The organism is Catonella sp., from assembly GCF_052173895.1.
Classification (GTDB): Bacteria; Bacillota; Clostridia; order Lachnospirales; family Lachnospiraceae; genus Catonella.
Genome location: NZ_JBQMXS010000022.1, coordinates 1 through 18710 on the forward strand (window position 1 = coordinate 1; position 18710 = coordinate 18710).

General features: G+C 35.5%; 20 protein-coding genes and 1 tRNA gene. 5 read left to right on the plus strand and 16 right to left on the minus strand.

The window, feature by feature from the left end:
- The first annotated feature begins 332 nt into the window (after positions 1-332).
- Positions 333-866 (plus strand): glutathione peroxidase, encoded by a 534-nt coding sequence (locus tag ACTTG8_RS06120; RefSeq protein ID WP_442561240.1) that lies wholly within the window; start codon positions 333-335, stop codon positions 864-866.
- 99 nt (positions 867-965) lie between these two features.
- Here the strand turns inward: ACTTG8_RS06120 and ACTTG8_RS06125 are convergent, their stop codons facing one another.
- Entirely contained in the window at positions 966-2180 is a 1215-nt protein-coding gene (locus ACTTG8_RS06125) for an NADP-dependent isocitrate dehydrogenase (protein WP_442561241.1), read from the minus strand.
- A gap of 57 nt (positions 2181-2237) precedes the next feature.
- Entirely contained in the window at positions 2238-3215 is a 978-nt protein-coding gene (locus ACTTG8_RS06130) for a tRNA dihydrouridine synthase (RefSeq protein WP_442561242.1), read from the minus strand.
- A gap of 77 nt (positions 3216-3292) precedes the next feature.
- Here ACTTG8_RS06130 and ACTTG8_RS06135 point away from each other — a divergent pair.
- Positions 3293-3363 (plus strand) — tRNA-Gly (locus ACTTG8_RS06135).
- Positions 3364-3480: 117 nt separating this feature from the next.
- Here the strand turns inward: ACTTG8_RS06135 and ACTTG8_RS06140 are convergent.
- Positions 3481-3840, minus strand: coding sequence for a response regulator (locus ACTTG8_RS06140; RefSeq protein WP_023353798.1), 360 nt, complete (start codon positions 3838-3840; stop codon positions 3481-3483).
- 194 nt (positions 3841-4034) lie between these two features.
- On the opposite strand from ACTTG8_RS06140, the gene ACTTG8_RS06145 reads away from it, so the two are divergent.
- Complete coding sequence (locus tag ACTTG8_RS06145; RefSeq protein WP_442561243.1) at positions 4035-5225, plus strand: alanyl-tRNA editing protein; 1191 nt, start codon at positions 4035-4037, stop codon at positions 5223-5225.
- Here ACTTG8_RS06145 and ACTTG8_RS06150 read toward each other — a convergent pair.
- The 5 genes from ACTTG8_RS06150 to ACTTG8_RS06170 all read right to left on the minus strand — a co-directional run bounded on the left by ACTTG8_RS06150 (position 5218) and on the right by ACTTG8_RS06170 (position 9431).
- Positions 5218-7299, minus strand: coding sequence for a heavy metal translocating P-type ATPase (locus tag ACTTG8_RS06150; protein WP_442561244.1), 2082 nt, complete (start codon positions 7297-7299; stop codon positions 5218-5220). The two genes, ACTTG8_RS06145 and ACTTG8_RS06150, sit on opposite strands and share 8 nt — an antisense overlap.
- 91 nt (positions 7300-7390) lie before the next feature.
- Entirely contained in the window at positions 7391-7681 is a 291-nt protein-coding gene (locus ACTTG8_RS06155) for a DUF6110 family protein (protein ID WP_442561245.1), read from the minus strand.
- A 317-nt stretch (positions 7682-7998) separates the two neighbouring features.
- Positions 7999-8289, minus strand: a complete 291-nt coding sequence (locus ACTTG8_RS06160) for a DUF2325 domain-containing protein (RefSeq protein WP_442561246.1) — start codon at positions 8287-8289, stop codon at positions 7999-8001.
- 35 nt (positions 8290-8324) lie between these two features.
- Positions 8325-8756, minus strand: coding sequence for a flavodoxin (locus ACTTG8_RS06165; protein ID WP_442561247.1), 432 nt, complete (start codon positions 8754-8756; stop codon positions 8325-8327).
- A 36-nt stretch (positions 8757-8792) separates the two neighbouring features.
- On the minus strand, positions 8793-9431 hold the full coding sequence (locus tag ACTTG8_RS06170; protein WP_442561248.1) for a DUF3793 family protein: 639 nt from the start codon (positions 9429-9431) through the stop codon (positions 8793-8795).
- A 185-nt stretch (positions 9432-9616) separates the two neighbouring features.
- On the opposite strand from ACTTG8_RS06170, the gene ACTTG8_RS06175 reads away from it, so the two are divergent.
- Complete coding sequence (locus tag ACTTG8_RS06175; RefSeq protein WP_442561249.1) at positions 9617-9988, plus strand: metal-dependent transcriptional regulator; 372 nt, start codon at positions 9617-9619, stop codon at positions 9986-9988.
- Between the two features lie 50 nt (positions 9989-10038).
- On the opposite strand, the gene ACTTG8_RS06180 is transcribed toward ACTTG8_RS06175, so the two are convergent.
- From ACTTG8_RS06180 to ACTTG8_RS06190, 3 genes are all read right to left on the minus strand, one after another.
- Positions 10039-10476 carry a MarR family winged helix-turn-helix transcriptional regulator gene (locus ACTTG8_RS06180; protein ID WP_442561250.1) on the minus strand — a complete coding sequence of 146 codons (438 nt, stop codon included), beginning with the start codon at positions 10474-10476 and terminating at the stop codon, positions 10039-10041.
- Between the two features lie 27 nt (positions 10477-10503).
- The gene (trxA, locus tag ACTTG8_RS06185; protein ID WP_442561251.1) at positions 10504-10818 is read right to left on the minus strand and encodes a thioredoxin; all 315 of its coding nucleotides are present in this window, start codon (positions 10816-10818) and stop codon (positions 10504-10506) included.
- 123 nt (positions 10819-10941) lie between these two features.
- Positions 10942-11805, minus strand: a complete 864-nt coding sequence (locus ACTTG8_RS06190) for an NAD(P)/FAD-dependent oxidoreductase (protein WP_442561252.1) — start codon at positions 11803-11805, stop codon at positions 10942-10944.
- 168 nt (positions 11806-11973) lie between these two features.
- Here ACTTG8_RS06190 and asnA point away from each other — a divergent pair, with 168 nt between their 5' ends.
- The gene (asnA, locus tag ACTTG8_RS06195) at positions 11974-12987 is read left to right on the plus strand and encodes an aspartate--ammonia ligase (protein ID WP_442561253.1); all 1014 of its coding nucleotides are present in this window, start codon (positions 11974-11976) and stop codon (positions 12985-12987) included.
- A gap of 66 nt (positions 12988-13053) precedes the next feature.
- On the opposite strand, the gene ACTTG8_RS06200 is transcribed toward asnA, so the two are convergent.
- From ACTTG8_RS06200 to ACTTG8_RS06220, 5 genes are all read right to left on the minus strand, one after another.
- Entirely contained in the window at positions 13054-13725 is a 672-nt protein-coding gene (locus ACTTG8_RS06200; protein WP_442561254.1) for a uracil-DNA glycosylase, read from the minus strand.
- Positions 13726-13738: 13 nt separating this feature from the next.
- Positions 13739-15316 (minus strand): hypothetical protein, encoded by a 1578-nt coding sequence (locus tag ACTTG8_RS06205; RefSeq protein ID WP_442561255.1) that lies wholly within the window; start codon positions 15314-15316, stop codon positions 13739-13741.
- Positions 15317-15361: 45 nt separating this feature from the next.
- On the minus strand, positions 15362-16261 hold the full coding sequence (locus tag ACTTG8_RS06210) for a chemotaxis protein (RefSeq protein WP_442561256.1): 900 nt from the start codon (positions 16259-16261) through the stop codon (positions 15362-15364).
- 148 nt (positions 16262-16409) lie between these two features.
- Entirely contained in the window at positions 16410-17162 is a 753-nt protein-coding gene (locus ACTTG8_RS06215; RefSeq protein ID WP_442561257.1) for a hypothetical protein, read from the minus strand.
- A 14-nt stretch (positions 17163-17176) separates the two neighbouring features.
- On the minus strand, positions 17177-18691 hold the full coding sequence (locus ACTTG8_RS06220; protein ID WP_442561258.1) for an ATP-binding protein: 1515 nt from the start codon (positions 18689-18691) through the stop codon (positions 17177-17179).
- Between the last annotated feature and the right edge of the window lie 19 nt (positions 18692-18710).

Consider the following 18710-nt stretch of genomic DNA (forward strand, 5'->3'; position numbering starts at 1 on the left):
TTTTTGTAAAATTTTGCTATCAAATACCTTAATCTTTTCAATATATTATACTGCGATTTTTGATTTTAGTCCACCGCTAAATTCCTTATAGAGTTTTTCTTAGGGCAATTATCATAACCTTATTACTACCTTATGTTAAGGCAGTTTACGAAAACTCAAATAATCATTTATAACAAGTAATAATATAAAGATAAATGTTTTTAAATATATATAAATGATTCAATTAAATTGTGCACAATTTTAGTTATTTTACATGTAGTATTTTTTCTAACAAAATGTTATCATTAATTGCATCAAATTTAATTTACTTTATTAAGTAGGAGGAAAATAACATGAGTGTTTATAATTTTAGTGTTAAAAATGTAGAGGGTGGCCTGACAAGCCTTTCAGAATATAAGGGAAAAGTTCTTCTTATAGTAAATATTGCTACAGGATGCGGTCTTACACCACAGCTTGAAGACCTTGAGAAGTTATATCAGAAATACAACAAAGATGGTTTAGAAATAATAGGTTTTCCTTGTGGACAGTTCCTTGACCAGAATCCTGAAGACGGAAAAGAAACCGTTAAGTTCTGTATGGTAAACTACGGTGTTACTTTTGAGAATTTCGAGAAACTCGAAGTAAATGGCGAGAATGCACATCCTCTTTTCAAATATCTTAAAGAGCAAAAGCCTGAAGAAGTAACCAATGCTGCTACAGCCGGCTTACTTGAGAAACTCGCAAGCCTTGGACAGGTTTTTCCGGGTAGTGAGATTAATTGGAACTTCACCAAGTTCTTAGTAGATAAGGACGGAAATGTAGTTGAAAGATTTTCACCAACTGTAACAAGCGAAGATATGGACACTTATATTAAAAAGCTCCTGTAATAATTAGTTTCTATTTACATACTCAAAAACAAATACAAGTAATCGCCCTGTACTAGACCTAAATCTAATACAGGGCGATTATTTTATTTCTGCATTATATCATCGGCTCCAAACTTTTTCCAGTCTTTTTCTTATAGCCTTAATAAACCCCTCAGTATCAGCTGTCGTCACATTTTTAAGAGTGGTAATATTCGCCAAATCCTTTGTCATAGTTCCACTTTCAACAGTGTCAATTACAGCCTTCTCAAGCTCATTCGCAAAACTAACCAACTCATTAAGCCCATCTAATTCACCTCTTTTTCTAAGTGCTCCACTCCATGCAAATATCGTAGCTATCGAGTTGGTAGATGTCTTCTCTCCCTCAAGATGCTTATAATAATGCCTTTGTACAGTGCCATGAGCCGCCTCATACTCCCAAACTCCCTTTGGAGATACGAGTACAGATGTCATCATCGACAGAGAACCGAAAGCTGTCGCAAGCATATCACTCATTACATCTCCATCATAGTTTTTACACGCCCAAAGAAAACCACCTTCGCTCCTTACAACCCTTGCTACCGCATCATCTATCAAGGTGTAAAAATAAGTAATTCCTTTATTTCTAAATTTATCTTTATAATCATTCTCATATATTTCTGCAAAAATATCCTTAAAAGTATGGTCATACTTCTTTGAAATTGTGTCTTTAGACGAAAACCAAAGGTCAACTCCCAATTCAAGAGCATACTCAAAGCAGGCTCTTGCAAAACTTTCTATGGACACATTTAAGTTATGTATACCCTGAATAACTCCTGCCCCTTTAAATTCATGTATTAATTCTCTAGTTTCAGTTCCATCCTCTGAAGTAAACACAAGTTCCGCTTTTCCCGGACAATCTACTTTAATTTCTGTATTTTTATATACATCTCCATAGGCATGGCGAGCAATCGTTATAGGCTCTTTCCAAGTGCGCACATAAGGCTCTATGCCCTTTACAAGAATAGGAGTTCTAAACACCGTTCCATCTAACATGGCTCTTATAGTCCCATTCGGACTCTTCCACATCTCTTTAAGTTCGTATTCTTTTACCCTTGCCGCATTCGGTGTAATAGTAGCACATTTAACTGCAACTCCATATTTAAGCGTAGCTTTAGCAGATTCAACAGTTACCTCATCATCAGTCTCATTTCGGTATTTAAGCCCTAAATCATAGTATTCTGATTTCAAATTAATAAAAGGATTTATAAGTTCATCCTTTATTATCTTCCAAATAACCCTTGTCATCTCATCTCCGTCCATTTCAACTAACGGAGTCTTCATCTCTATTTTCGCCATCGCTTACCTCCACAATACATTCTTATCTGTAAAGATTAGCACAACACTTCTCTTATATCAAGCCTGCTTTATATCACAGTTTGAAAATAATACATTTACTGCTGCCCTGTATTCTAAAACACCTTTTGCCTTCTTAATATCTTTTAAAAAATGTTCCGAGTCCTCAAAACTCTCTTTAATATAAAACCATAGTTCTTTCATCTTAAGAATAGCGGTAGAACTTCCATTAAACTCCTCTAAGTATTCAGACAGTAAGTCATCCAAATAAGCCCTCAACCTCTTTCTCCTGTTTACATCCTCAGAAAGTTGCGTATCTTCTATCAAAAAGGGATTCCTAAGTAAGCCTCTTCCTATCATTATATGCTTAAGATTTGAAAATTCGTTTGCTAAACTCTTTATATCGCTTACATTGTTTAGCTCTCCGTTAAAACAAAGCCTTTCAACTGCTCCTATCTCGGTATATTCCCGTACTGCAAGAGAAAAACTTTCTTTATGAACCCGTCCCTTATAAAATTCCATCCTAGTTCTGGGATGAATAATCAACTTAGCTAATGGAAATTTTTTATATATTGAAAGAATTTTTCCAAATTCATCTGCCTCACTATACCCTATCCTAGTTTTTACAGATACATTTAACCCATTTTTTACCGATTCATTATATATACCATCCAAAAGTTTACAAAGACTATCTAAATTCTTTAATGCTCCTGCTCCCCTCCCCTTGTTCACCACAGTTCCGGATGGACAGCCAAGGTTTATATTAATTTCTTCATAGCCAAGTTCTATGAGTTTTTTAGCTGTAAGGTTAAATCCTTCTGAAGAGTTCGTTAGTATCTGCGGAACAATACTTAATCCTTTATTATTTTCCGGAATTAATTCTTTTAGGTCTTTCTTATCTAATCCCCTCTTTTCTTTAGGAGTAATAAAAGGCGTGTAATAGTCTGTCACTCCTTTAAAATGTCTTGCAAATGTCTTTCTGAAAATTCTCCCCGTTATCCCTTCCATTGGTGCAAAACTTATAAAATAATCTTTCATCAGTCCTCTCTTTTCTAAACTGTCAAAATTTTAACTTTACAAAATTACTGTTTAGGGGTATAATAAAAATACTATAAGCAGATGTAGTTCATCGGTAGAATGCGACCTTCCCAAGGTTGAGAGGCGGGTTCGATTCCCGTCATCTGCTTTTTATTTTTGTGCTAAAATTCCTATAATTAGACAACAAACTAAGACCATTTTCTCTTAAGAAAACAGCCTTAGTTTATCTTATCTCAATATTTAAAATTCCAATATAATATATTAACTATTTAATCTTAGCAAGAGACTCCAATACCCTATCCTGCTGGAAAGGCTTTACAATAAAGTCCTTTGCTCCACTCTGAATAGACTCAATAACCATAGCCTGCTGTCCCATAGCAGAACACATAACTACATTCGCTGCGGCATCAAATTCTTTAATCTTTTTAAGACACTGCAAGCCATCACACTCAGGCATAGTTATATCAAGAGTAACGATGTCTGGTTTCAGCTCTTTATACTTTTCAAATCCGTCATTTCCATTAACACCCTCACCTACAACCTCATAACCATTCTTTGAGAGGATGTCCTTAAGCATCATTCTCATAAAAGCCGCATCATCCACTACCAACACTCTCTTAGCCATTATTATACTTCCTTTCACATATTTTAAATATTATTCAGACTTCAGCTTAAAAAATTATAACATATATATTCCTGTTCTGAAAACCTATTATACTGTATTTTAATATATTTTTCAACCTCTGATACTAGCATTTTTTTATTATTGTAATTATAATGGTATTTAACAATAGCTAAAAAGATTTGAAAGGAATATTTATGCCTACTATTAAACTTTATGATGCCCTACCTTATTGTACAAATTTTACTGCAAACATTCTTAATCTAATCCATTTTAAAGACAATACTTACAAATTAATACTCGACCAAACTCTTTTCTTTCCAGAATCAGGAGGACAGTCCTGTGATAAGGGCAGGATTTCTATAGGAAATATTAATGCCACAGTAGAAAATGTTATGATAGATGAACAAAATAATATAACTCATATCATAACCTCCGAACATAATCTTGAAAATCAGACAGAAACTACTGTATCCGGTGAAATAGACTGGGAACATCGTTTTAGTAATATGCAACAGCATAGTGGTGAGCATATCTTTTCCGGAATAGTGAAAAAGAAATATAGCTATGAGAATGTAGGCTTTCATCTGTCTGATAATATAGTAACTATGGATTATGATGGCTACCTTAATCCTAATCAGGTTGCCGAAATAGAATTTGAAGTAAATAAAGCTATATACGAAAATAAAGATATAATCTGCTATTACCCGGATTCAGATGCACTAAAAAGTATAGATTACAGATGTAAGTCTGAATTAACAGGAGATATAAGGATAGTTGAAATTAAAGATATTGATATCTGTGCCTGCTGTTGCCCTCATGTGAGAAAAACCGGAGAAATAGGGATTTTTAAAGTCCTCTCTTCAATCCGTTACAAAGGCGGAGTAAGGCTTTCCATCCTCTGTGGTTTTAGAGCTTTTACATATTTTAACAGCCTGTCAAAGCTCTCTGACAACCTTAGGGTCTTACTTTCCTCTGAGCAAAGTGAAATTATGTCTAATGTTACTTCTCTTAAAAACGAAAGAGATTCACTAAGAATAAGGTTGCGAGAAATTAATAAAAACTTACTGATATCAAATATTGATAAAATTTTAACAACTTCTCCTGCCATCATATTTACCGAAGAAATTGATGCTAAGAGCCAACGAGAGGCCTTAAATTACTTAGTTAGCAAAAGAAACAATTATTGTGCCTTACTTACAGGAAACGACAAAAAAGGTTATTCCTACCTTATAGGCAGTAATAACCTTGATACATCGCTTATTCAAGCTAAATTAAAAGAATCTTTCAATGCTAAGGGTGGTGGTAAAAAGGAAATGGTGCAGGGATTTGTAAATACTTCAAAATCAGAACTTGAATCCCTACTAAACACTTTTCCTTTTATTTAAAATCCATAAGATTTGTCGTGGAATGTACTCCTATCGCAAGGGTGGACAGATTATGCACAAGGGCTGAAGTAGTTGGTCTTATAACGCCAAATACCCCCAGCCCTATAAGTCCTCCATTAATACCCACTATGTTTCTATAATTGCTGTTTATCCTCTTGATAAGGGCATTGGAAAGCATCTTTAACTTAACTAATTCATTTAAATTATCCGCTACTATTGTTATGTCAGCAATTTCTCTAGCAAGTTCCGCTCCATCGCTTATAGCTATTCCACAATCCGCTGCCGAAAGTGCAGGAGAATCATTAATTCCATCTCCTACCATAATAACTTTTCTTCCCTTCGCCTTCTCTGTTTCTACAAATCTAGCTTTATCTTCCGGAAGTACCTCTGCATAATACTTATCCACTCCAACCTGTGCCGCTACAGCCCTAGCTGTCCTCTTATTATCTCCGGTCATCATTACTACTTTTTTAATTCCAAGAGCCCTAAGTTTACTTATTACTTCCCTTGCCTCTTCTCTTACAGGATCAGAAATACAGATTACTGCCGAAAGCTTACCTTCTATCGCCATATAAAGATGAGATGAATCCTCAGGTATATTCGCAAACCTATCTTCAAGACCTTTTGGAACAATAACACCCTCATCTTCAAAAACAAAATGGTAACTTCCTATTATTACTTTTTTATCCGAAATACTGCTACTTATTCCATGTGCAACAATATAATTTACTTTGGAATGCATCTCATCATGCTTTAATCCTTTTTTTCTTGCAGCCTCTACTACTGCATTTGCCATAGAGTGAGGAAAATGTTCTTCAAGACAGGCTGCTATCCTAAGCAGTTCATCTTCACTCCTGTCCTCAAATGAAATCACTGATGTCACAACAGGCTCAGCCTTTGTAAGAGTACCTGTCTTATCAAACACTATAGTTTCTGCCTCTGCAACAGCTTCTAAAAACTTTCCTCCCTTAACCGTAATACCATTTTCAGATGCCTCTCTAATAGCAGAGAGTACCGACACAGGCATGGCTAATTTAAGTGCACAAGAGAAATCTACCATAAGCACTGCTAAAGCCTTAGTTATATTTCTCGTAAGAAGATATACGAGTCCTGTTCCTATAAGAGTATAAGGAACCAGCTTATCTGCAAGCCTAAGAGCCTTACTTTCAGCTCCGGACTTAAGTTTCTCTGTCTCTTCTATCATTTTTACAATCTTTTCAAACTTAGAATTACCGCCGGTTTTCTTGACTTTAAAAATGATTTCACCCTCCTCAATCACTGTACCTGCAAACACCATGCTTCCGGTTTCCTTCCTTACCGCCTCACTCTCTCCGGTCATAGATGCCTGATTTATCATAGCCTCGCCTTCTGTTACCACTCCGTCAAACGGTACTACTCCGCTTAAATGTACTACAACCTCATCATCTTCCTTTACTTCAGAGTAATCAACCAAAATTTCAGTATCACCCTTCTTAACCCATACCTTACTTATATTTAGCGACAGTACGCCTGCAAGATCTGCCGTTGTCTTCTTCTCAGTCCACTCTTCTAAAAGCTCTCCTATTTTAAGCAAAAACATAACCGAGCCCGCCGTCCTAAAATCTCCTCTAAGTACAGAAACTCCCACTGCTGCTCCATCTAACAGTGCAACCTCTACCTTTCCCCTAAAAAGACATTTAAGCCCTGCCCTCACATATTTAAATGACCTGAACATTATAAATCCCATTCTAAGCGGAGACGGTATTAAAGTACGCCTTATAAACCTCATGGCAATCATCTTTATCAGCTTATCCTGATATTTAGCATTTAAGGCTCTACTGGAATTTTTTATAAACTCTTCCGGCGCTTCAAACCTTTCATAGCTAAACCTCTGGAGAGCAGCTACTATATTCCACTTGTCACCATTAAATTTAATTGTAGCTGTACAAGTTCTATCTGATACTTTTGTAAAAGTTACTCCTTTTATATGCCTGATATAATAAACTAAGGTATCAGCCTGCTCAAAACTCATGCTTTTTTGCAAAAACTGTACTCTTATTCTATTATCTGACTCCGATAATATTTTAAATTTCATATTTTACCTCAATTTTACAAATTATTAAATTAATAAAGAAAAATCCCACAGAGAGTTAAAACTAACTACTAACTCCCTATGGGCTTAATTCTTACTCTTCTTCTACTTCTTTGTATCCATCAGAAGTATCTTCAAATATAGCTTCTTCAGCAGCCTTTCTGTCCTCATTGATATCCATTGCATCTTCATAGATATCTTCACAGTTCTCCCTCAAGGTTTCTGTACGCTGTAAAGCATAGTCCTTAACCCTAAGTGCAGCAGCTGTTATATGAGTGTAGCATTTTTTTGCATCCTTACTAAGCAATGCCTTAAGACCAACAGTTCCAAATGCAACTCCACCTACAAACAAACCAATTTTTTTCCAATGACTATTATCCCACATCTCAGGACCTCCTTTTAGTTTAAGATTGCTAAGATGTCAAACTGCCGCATCAAATTTCTTAAATACAAGTTTTCGGCTTTGAGTAATACCTGTTTCACATCAATTACTATCTAATTATATCAATTGAATTTTTTATTTTCAATTATTTTTTAACATTTCCTTGATTTTTTTACATAAAAATGCCTCTTATAAATATTGACTTTCATTATTGTACGAAACTGACTTCTATTATCAAAAAAATATATACTATAATATAAAAAAAAGAAGAATAGCGCATTATTCACTACTCTTCTTTTTATCATAATTAGTTTTTAACCCTAAGCCATAGCCGGCATAACAGTATCAAGAATCTCATTTAAAGCAGTACCACTGCTTGTATGACTTCTAACAATATTAGCCTTACATTTTTCTGCTTCCGCCAAGGCAGTGCGCACCATCTTGTGTGATACAGTGTTGGTAAATAGTATCAGAAGATCCGGAGAGCCTATTTGTCCACTCAAATTAGCAGACATCTGTGTAAAAACCTTTGCCTTGCATTTATGTTCTTTACAAATTTTCTTATACATACAAACCATACGGTCATGACCGCCTACTATAACCACACTCATAACACACCTCTCAATTTATATAAATTTACTGTTTCTTACGCCTGCGCAAGCTGTTTACCAAGCTCTTTACACTTTTCTATTCCTTCAGCATCAGGCTCAAGATTACATATCACACCCTCATCACCAACAACTGTTGCTCCTGCTGCCTTCATTCTATCCACCCAATCAGACATCCATGTACCATCGCCCCAGTCATAAGAACCAAAAAGGCCTATAACCTTACCTGATACATGAGCCTCAAGTTCTGCTACAAAAGGCTCCATCTCACATTCCTCAAGTACCTCTGAACCCATAGCTGGACATCCAAGTGCAAAAGCCTTCTCTTCCTTAAGTGCATCTACGGATGCTGAACCGACTTCAAGTAATTCTGCCTCTGCTCCTGCTGCCTTAATTCCCTCTGCAACTGCTTCTGCCATCGCCTGAGTATTTCCTGTCTGTGACCAATAAACTACACTAATCTTGCTCATAATAAACCCTCTTTCTGTGTGTTCACACTGTTTTTTTTATGCACAAATCATCTGAACAGTTTTCTTCTCTCCATAATGACCTATGTTGCTGTAACTATCTATGATACCTGCTATATCCTCTCCTTCATATAACAAACGCACCATTTCTGTCTGAACCTTCTCATAATCCTTAAACAGTCTTATTTTAGTCTCAGCATCCTTATATACCTTCCAATAACCACTGTGCAGATAGTTCTTTCCATTATTCCTGATAAAACCCTCCACATCCTCTATAGGATAGCCTAAAAGCAGACCAAGTTCATGTGGAAAATTCTTTTTATTTTCCATATAACTTATATAATTTCTTACAAACCTGGGAAATATTTTATTTATATCCGTATGCTCATAACCACATTCGGATATGAAAGCTTTCACCTTAGCATAGTTCAAATATTTCCTAAGTTCCCCCTCTCTATATACAAGGATTACAAGTCTTTTTTTACCCGGATAAATAATGCGAAATGAAAGTCCTGTATGCTCTAAAATTTCTGACAAATCGCCAATTTTTTTAGCAGATATAGTTAAAAGATTAGATATTTTCATACCTGCAATTACCGGTGCACATTGAAGTGCAAGCTGGAGGGAAACCGAACCGGCATCCATACTTTTTACAATATCTACTATATCAAAACTCATATTATCTCTCCAAGTATTTTATAGTTAGTTTTTACTAACTGATTATGATAATAACTAAAATATACCTATTTGTCAATACTTTTTGATAATTATTCTTATTTTCATTACAATATTAATTCTTCTACCCTTGCACAGAAGTTCAATCTTTGTTATACTTAAATAAATAGGCTTGGAGGTGATGCTTAATGGAAATACATGAATCCGCTGAAGATTATTTAGAAACAATACTTGTCCTAACTGAAAAAATTGGAAATGTTCGTTCTGTAGATATTTCTAATGAAATGGGATTTAAAAAATCAAGTGTTAGTGTTGCCATGAAGAATCTTCGTTCTACCGGACATATCGTTGTAGATGAAAATGGTTATATCAAGCTTACCCCTGCCGGCAAAGAAGTTGCCGACATGATTTATGAAAGGCATAAGTTCTTTTCTACATGGCTTATAAGCTTGGGAGTAAATAAAGAAACTGCCCTGGAAGATGCTTGTAGAATTGAGCATGTTATAAGCAAAGAAAGTTTTTCAGCAATGAAAGAATTTTTAAATTCAAAAAATGTCTAAATATATTAAAGGAGGCTGCATTAGTCACAGCCTCCTTTGTACATAGTTTATCAAAACTCCCTAAGCATCTTATCTAGGATACTGTGGAGCGTTGACATTTCCTCTTCTGTGAGTCTTAAACACGCTCCCATTTTTTTGGGCACATCCAAAGCCTTATCCTTTAGATCTCTTCCATTTTCCGTAAGAGTAACATTAAGAACTCTTTCATCATCCTTATCTCTGCAACGGTCGATAAAATTCTTCTGTTCAAGCTTCTTAAGCACTGGAGTTAAAGTTCCCGAATCTAAATAAAGCAACTCTCCAAGTTCTTTTACATTCACCTTTTCATTTTCCCACATAACCATCATAGTAATATATTGGGTGTATGTAAGGTCTAATTCATCTAAAAAAGGCTTATATTTCTTAACTATTTCCTTAGAACAGGCATATAGCGGAAAACAAATCTGGCTTGAAAGTCTTAACATTTTATATTTATCTTCTTTTTGCATGATTCATCCTTATTATAGTAAGATTATTTAGCTTACACTTTTATTTATAAAATCAATAAGTGGTGCCTTTGGAATAAATCCTATCTGCCTGTCTACAGGTTCTCCATCCTTAAAAATAACGATTGCAGGTATACTCTGAATCTTATACTTTACAGCAAGACTCTGGTTATCATCCACATCAACCGCAAAGAAATCAGCCTTACCACTAAGTTCCTCTGATGCCTCCTCAAGCACAGGACCTAACATTTTACAAGGTCCACACCATGTAGCATTGAAATCTACAACAGCAAGCTTGCTATTCTTAACCTCTGAAAATTCTGCTTCATTAATTTTTTTTACCATATTATCCTCTTTCCGGTGATTTCACCTATTTTTATCATATAACCCAACGAGTTACTTTAAATTTATTAGTGTGCCAATATATTCGACACTTACTGATAAGAATTGCTATTTTTATATTATCGGTCAACTTACCTTACCTGCTAAATATGAAACGGCAGAAAGTGCTGCTACATTTCCTTCACCGGCAGCTTTAATGTACTGATAAGGTTTACCTGTAACATCACCACAGGCAAATAACCCCTCAATATTAGTACGCATCGAACGATCTGTCACAATATGACCGTCCTCTATGTTAAGTCCCGGAACAAGCTTATCAGGAGATACTGCATCTCTCAAAATAAATATACCATCTGTTTTATAGTTGCTTTTATTGGTCACAAGAGTGATACGCTCTCCATCTTTAACTATCTCTTTCGGAGACTCTCCCTCAATAATCTCTACATTATCTGCAAGGAAAGGCACATTCTTATACAAAGCAATATACGTTACCTTTGTAGCTCTTTCTGCAAGAAAAACAACTTCTTCTTCCTCTTTAGGAGCATAACCTACAACCACTGCTTCTTTACCTTTATAAAGAGCCGCATCACAGGTTGCACAGTAACTTACCCCACTACCCAAATTTTCATTTTCTCCAGGCATTGTCTTACCGGTAACCACACCTGTAGCAAGAATCACTGATTTTGCCTCAAATATCTCCTCAGCAGATTGAAGTACAAAATAATCTCCCATAGCATAAACAGCATTTATCCTTGAATAATTGATATCAACATCCATCTTTTTAAGATGGTTCTTATATGCATCTGCGAGTTCTCTTCCTGTAATATCAGGCAGCCCTAAATAATTCTTAATATCTAAGGCTTTTGTTATCTTAAGACTCAGTTCCTTATTGCCAAATAATAATATGTCTTTATTCCTGAGTTTTGCCGTAATAGCAGCTTCAAGTCCACCAGGTCCTGTCCCTACTATTGCAATATCATATCTTTTCATAACACCTCACTTCTAATAAGCACTATTTAAAACAAGCTATTTATTTTGGTATGATTATATTGCATACAATTAGATTTGTCAAGTAGGTTATCATTATTTACTTGATAACTTTATAAAAATATCATATAATAGCTTTCACATTAATTAGATAAATATAGGAGTTTATATATGAAAAACGAGATTTTTCCTGATGGATACTCTCCTGCCCTGAGTATAAGGGAGACAGAGGTCGCCATCAAATCAGTAAAGGATTATTTTGAGAGAGAACTTGCAAAGCAGCTCAACCTTACACGAGTTTCTGCACCGCTTTTTGTACGCCCCGAAACCGGATTAAACGACAACTTAAATGGAGTGGAGAGACCTGTATCTTTTGACTTAAAAGAACAACCGGATCAGGCAGCTCTTGAAATAGTACATTCTCTTGCTAAATGGAAGAGATTTGCCCTCCAAAGATATGGTTTTCATTCAGGAGAAGGACTTTATACTGATATGAATGCCATAAGAAGAGATGAAGATACTGACAATATTCACTCTATCTTTGTAGACCAATGGGACTGGGAAAAAATAATCAACAAAGAAGAACGGAACGAACATACCCTTAAAAAGACTGTTATGTCTGTATATGAGGCTCTTAAAAGTACAGAAATGCACATGGCTAGAAAATATAATTATATTAAGCCTGAACTTCCTGAGCAAATATGCTTTGTAACTTCTCAAGAACTGGAAAATGAATACCCTGATTTAACCGCTAAGGAAAGAGAGTATAAGGCTGCTAAATCACATGGTGCAGTATTTATCAGCCAAATCGGTGGTATTCTTAACTCAGGTACAAGACATGATGGCAGAGCTCCTGACTATGATGACTGGCAATTAAACGGCGACATCATAGTTTACTATCCTCTACTTGATATAGCCCTTGAACTTTCCTCAATGGGTGTAAGAGTGGATGAAGATCGCCTTAGAGAGCAACTTCAGATATCAAACTGTATGGACAGGGCTGAACTTCCATTTCAAAAAGCTGTACTTAATAAGGAGCTGCCTTATACCATAGGTGGTGGCATCGGCCAATCAAGAATATGTATGTTTTTCTTAAAAAAGGCTCATATTGGTGAGGTACAGTCCTCAGTATGGACTCCTGAGACTATGGAAAATGCTGATTCTCACAGCATTACTTTATTATAATTACAATTTTCTCTATGTCAAAAACAGAAAATCTCCGATTAACTTTTTGAGTTATCGGAGACTTTTTTAATCTTCAATTTGCCAGTCAATAGGCTCTATTCCATTTTCGATAAGAAATTCATTAGCCTTTTTAAAATGTCCATTTCCCATAAATCCTCTATAAGCCGAAAGTGGACTCGGATGAGCCGATTCCAATACTAAATGTTTGGGATTATCAAGCATTTTTTTCTTATCTCTCGCAGCTCTTCCCCACAGCAAATAGACTATAGGTCTATCTTCTTTATTTACAGCCTTAATCAAGGCATCTGTAAAATTTTCCCAGCCTTTACCCTGATGAGAGAAAGCACTATGAGCCCTCACTGTCAGAATCGTATTTAAAAGTAACACTCCCTGCCCTGCCCATTTTCTAAGAGAACCATGCCTTGGTATATAACAGCCAAGTTCACTATTTATCTCTTTATAAATATTTTGAAGAGACGGCGGAATCTGACATCCTAATGGCACTGAAAAACTAAGTCCTTCAGCCTGGCCGGGCTCATGATAAGGATCTTGACCAAGTATCACTACCTTCACCCGACCTAATGGTGTAAGGTGCAATGCATTGAAAATATCATCAGAATGTGGATAAATAATACGGGTGCTATACTCCTCTTTTAAAAATAGATACAGTCTTTGATAATACTCCTTGTCAGCCTCCTTTTCAACTACAGAAAGCCAATCATTTGTAACTTTGCTCATACAACTAAAACCTCTATGGTACTAATTCCTTTCTCTCTTTTCCTGCCTCAATTGCTTTAGTATCAAGCCTAGATACTATGCTATATATTCTCTCACTATATTCCTGCCTATCTACCATTCCCATTAGCTCCAGAGCCTCTCGTTCCGAAATGCCATACGTTGACTGCAACTCCGACATTATCTGTCCTCTTACATAATCAAGATCTGTATTGATTCCTAATTGCCTTGCAAGTGCAATGTATTTATCATAACGAGAAAGTCCCTTAACCAACGAATCTAAAGCAGATGGATAATCCCCCATTGCAAAGAAGTTGTTATACGAATTTAACTGCTTATTCACAAACATTACAGTATAAATCTTGTCATGCAGTTCCATATCCTTTTCTTTAATCTCAAGTCCTCTTATACCTTCATAGGCCTCGGTATATTTACGGTTACCAAACTTATAAGTTGCATCTGCTATACTTATATCATAAGAAAAAATATTTGTGCCAACTATAACCACTGCACCTGCAACAATGAAAAACAAGAAAATTATTATAGCACCTGCTTTGTTTATCTTTCCTTCCGGCTGTTCAAGAGCCTCTGCCCTTAGGCGCTTTAATTCAGCCTCCTTCTTTGCAGCCTTCTTAGCTGCATCTTTGGCTGCTTTCTTTGCCTTATTATCTGCTGCCTTTTTCTTAGCCTCTTCCGCTTTTTTCTTTTTGTTAGCTTCCGCAGCAGCTTTTTTCTCTTCTTTCCTCTTAGCAGCTTCGTCTGCCTTTTCTTTTTTTGCCGCTGCCTCCTGCTCAGGTGTAGGAATAGCCGCAAGTTCCTCCTCTGTTAAAGGTATATTTGCAAAAAGCTTATGAAAAATAGCTGTGAAAATACCTTTTTTCCCTGAAGTATTTTTAGAAACCTGTTTTCCTTTTTTAGATGAACTCCTAGACTTTATTTCTTCATCCGATAAAACTTCCGGAGTCCCCATATCATCAAGCGGATTGATAACAGGTAGAGGTTCTTCTTCTATTGCCCCTCCCACTTCATCAAAACTAATTTCTTCTTCATCTCCGCCTATTTCAACTCCCAATTCAGTTGCAATTTCAAAGTCACCACTGCCCTCTTCATTCAACACTTCTTCGTTTGAAACTTCTTTGTTTGATACTTCTTCATTTGATATTTCTTTAGCCAAAACTTCCTCAGAAAAAGCATCTTCCGCCTTTAAAACGGCATTATTCTCAACCGATTCATTTTGACCAACAGATCCTTCTTCACTAAAAGCTATGTCCTCAGAAGAAACTTTGTCATTAGAGCTCCCCTCTTCTACAGAAAACTCTTTACTATCCGAAACACTATCTTTGCTAGCATTATCACTTTCATCAGAAGTTTCTAACATATCATCTAAATCTATGTCATCTAAAAACGAATCATCTAAATCATCTAAATTAAATTCCTCTTCTAAGGAGTCTATACTTACATTTTTAGATGACACTCTATTTTTACCGGACTTAGCACGGGCAGTAGCCTTTCGCCTCCTGTCAGTTTCATATGGAGGTTCCTGCATGGCAGATTCAAGCAGTCCATCTAGGTAAGATTCCTTATCCTTATCCAATCTCTCCTCCATCCTAAAGCATTCCTAGCTTTATTAAAATTTATTTTATAAAACTAATTTATCTATTGCTTCTACCAGTTTTCCTATCTCCGGTTTTGTAAGCTGTGCATCTGCTCCAAGGGATTCTCCCTTTCTTCTCATTTCATCATTTATAAGTGAAGAGAATATTATAAGTGGAATCTCTTTCAGTTCATTATCATCTTTTACAAGCTTTGTAAGCCTATGACCATCCATCCTAGGCATCTCTATATCGGTAATTATACAATGGCACTGATCCGTAGCCTTACCTTCCGACTTATAGCGGAGTAGGGTATTCCAAGCCTCTTCTCCATTAGCTGTAGCTGTTATATTAACATATCCTGCCTTAGTAAGACAATCTACAATCATCTTTTCAAGCATAGGAGAATCTTCTGCTATAAGGATTGGAGAATTGTTTCTTGTTCTTACTCCAAGCTTATCTATATCTTTTGCCTTAATTCCTGTTTCAGGATTTATAGTAGAAACAATTTTTTCAAAATCTAATACTACTATAAGTCTATGATCAAATTTAATAATACCTGTAGCAACACTGCGCTCTGCATCATTTATAGTTTCATCAGGTTTAGTTATATCTGACCAAGTAAGTCTGTGGATACCCTGAACCCCATGCACATGGAAACCTATATTTAAATTATTAAAATTTGTAACTATATACATATCTTTAGTTCTGTCCGGTGATGGTGGTATCATGAGACTCTTAGCAAGATCAACTATTGTAACTATAGTATCCCTTGGCATAAAAATACCTTCAATTGTATCATGCGCATTAGGAATAGGCGTAGGCTCAGTGAAAGGCATAATTTCCTTTACCTTAGCTACATTGATTCCATAATGGTTTGGTCCAATATTGAACTCAAGTACCTCCAATTCATTTGTACCACTTTGAAGTAAAATTCCAGTATCCATAGTAACCTCCCTCAGTTTTGTCTATACTATAATTATTAATCCGTTTAAGGAATGATAAAATACATAGTAACAGTTCTTATATTATAACATTCAATATATGTCTAGGTAAAGTGTAATTTTGATTTTTAATTAATTTTATCCCTAGTTATTATTGTGTAACATGAAGAGTATAACTTTTACTGCCCTTCATCACCTTCAATTTAGCCTTATTTTTATCTGCTTTCTTTGGAACATTAAATACAACTACTCCCTTTGCAGATTGCCCCCCTCCTACTGATATATTCAAGGACTGCATATCATTTTCAAGCAAGGTAAGACTAGGTTTGTAGTAATGCTCACCATCAAATGTCAGATTATATCCCACTTCACTGTCTTGTGAGAATTTTTTATTTTTATTTGTCTTATTTCTAATAGAAAACTCAACTACATAAAGTTTCATATCATCGGCTGCCACCAACGAAAAATATCCTTCATTCTTAGGATATCTTGAATACTCTCCAGCTCCTCCATAAACTACTTCAAAACCACTAGCATCATATATACTGCTTAATGAAGAGACAGTATCATCATCACCATTAGTTGCATTTATGTCTGAAGTCTCCTCCTCATCATCACCATCTTTTTGTTCTTCCTTAACCGGTGGCCGGCTTTCCTTCTGTTGCTCTGCATTATTACCTGCCACATCAAATTCTTCTTTTATAACTCCGGGATTCTCCTTAATTGCAAGCTCTTCCTGTAATGTAGGCTCATAATTCCTTGTATGTTTAAGCACAAGTTTTGCCGCATATTCAGCCACCTGTTTTAACTCTCCGTCCGAAAGCCCTGTATCGCCTACAGCACAGGCTGACAAGTTAAGTGCTAGTATGCCCGACAATACAATCATTGCAATTTTTTTCTTCATTTTTCTATTCTCCTTTAAGCCTTTGTGTCTAATTCAAACCAGAATTCTACTCCATTATCCCAGTTTTTTACTCCACATTCTCTATTTAAAGAATTCATAATGGCCTTTACTATTGACAGTCCTATGCCATTGCCTCCATATTCCCTCGTCCTAGCCTTATCCACCTTATAAAACTTGTCCCAAATTCTTGTAATATCTTCCTCCGGTATAGGTCTTCCTGTATTAAATATAGAAACCCTTATTTTGTTATCAAATTCCTTAACACAAACCGAAACTGCCTTTTTGCCCTCTCCATCTTCTTCTACATGGTTTAGTGCATTACTTATATAGTTGGTAACAACTTCCTCCACCAAATATTCATCTGCCCAAACAAAACAATTTTCCTTACTGTATATCTCTGAAACTGCATTTTTCTGTTTAAAAACCATATTCATAGAATTAACTACCGATTTAAGCATCGGTATTATATCAAATCTGTCAAATTGTGGTTTATTATCTCCAAACTCCAGTTCACTAAGACTTAAGAGTCTTTTCACCATGCTATTCATTTTTGCAGCTTCATCTATAATAACTTCGCAGTAAAAGTCTCTACTTTCTTCATCCGTCTGTATATTATCCTTAAGTCCCTCAGCATATCCCTGTATTAATGCTATTGGAGTCTTCAGCTCATGCGACACATTTGAAAGAAATTCCTTTCGCATTTCCTCAGACTGTTCTTTTTTCCTTATATCATTTTGCAGTTCGTTATTGGCTGATTTTAGCGAAGAAATAGTATTTTCAAGTTTCTCTGACAATACATTTATACTATGTCCAAGTTCTCCCACCTCATCTTTCCTATCCTCTTTATAGCAGTTATCAAAATTCAAATTACTTATTGACTTTGTAATTTTAGAAAGTTCTCTAATCGGTTTAGTAAAACCTTCTCCAATAAAATACATAATCCAAGAACCTATCATAATAGTTGCTATTCCTACATAAGCAAAAAAAGTATTAGATATAGCTGCACTTTCTGCTATATTATCATAATTGCTCCTTATAAAAATTTTATCTCCACAATCAAGTTTTCCATAAAGTTCAATATAATTGACTTCAAGCCTAGAATCAAAATGTCTATATATACTATACCTATCAGTTTTTACTAAAAGCATTGTGGACTCTTTGTCATTTGTGACTACATTTTCAACTGCCCTAGTCTTTCTATAATAATCAATAATCTCACTTTGAAGTTTCTCACTTTGTGATTCATTAAGGCTTGTCGGAAATTTAGTTTCTAAAATTATTCCTCCTGAATAGCTGAAACCATCAAAAATATACAAGGATACATTTTGCTTTGAGGCAAGCTGTTCAAATCCAAGACTCAAATCTAAAATTTTTTCAGCATCATATATTGTATTCACTTGAAAATATGTTTCCCCAAGCCTGTTAATCTTGTAATTTTCATAATACTTTTCTAAAAATAGCCTGTTGACCATCCATCCAAAAAAAATAGTTGCACTTAATAATGTGAGCAGAATAATTATCAAACGCATTTTTATAGAATATTTCATC